Below are 370 nucleotides of genomic sequence, written 5' to 3'. Positions count from 1 at the left end.
CCGCTCGGGGTCAGCGTGTTGCTGTTGTCCAGGCTGGCCGCCGTCAGGGTCAGCGTGTTATCCGCTTGCAGCAGGCCGCGCTGGTTGTCGATGGCGCCGCTGGTAGTGATGGTCAGGTTGCCGCCGGCCACGGTGCCGTCGCGGTTGCCCAGGCGCGTGGCGTCGATGCGGGCGTTGCCGGCCGCGGCGATGGTGCCGCTGGTGTTGTCCAGCTCGCCTCCAAGCTTGATGCTCGCGTCGCCCGAGGACGTGATCTTGCCGCCCGGATTGCGCAGCTTGGCGGCGGACAGGTCCAGGCCGCCGCCATGCAGCGTAGCGCGGGACGCGTCGATGTCCTGGGTGGCGGCCACGGTCATCAGGCCCACGGAGG

At 70.8% G+C, this 370-nt stretch carries 1 protein-coding gene; it reads right to left on the bottom strand.

From position 1 onward, the window contains the following. A partial coding sequence (locus KDH83_RS31995; protein WP_212323224.1) for a hypothetical protein occupies nt 1-370 on the bottom strand: 370 nt, incomplete at both ends.

The sequence above is a fragment of the Achromobacter sp. Marseille-Q0513 genome, from assembly GCF_018195695.1.
GTDB lineage: Bacteria > Pseudomonadota > Gammaproteobacteria > Burkholderiales > Burkholderiaceae_B > Achromobacter.
Note: the sequence above shows the minus strand (reverse complement) of the source record. Positions and strands in the feature narration are given on the sequence as shown.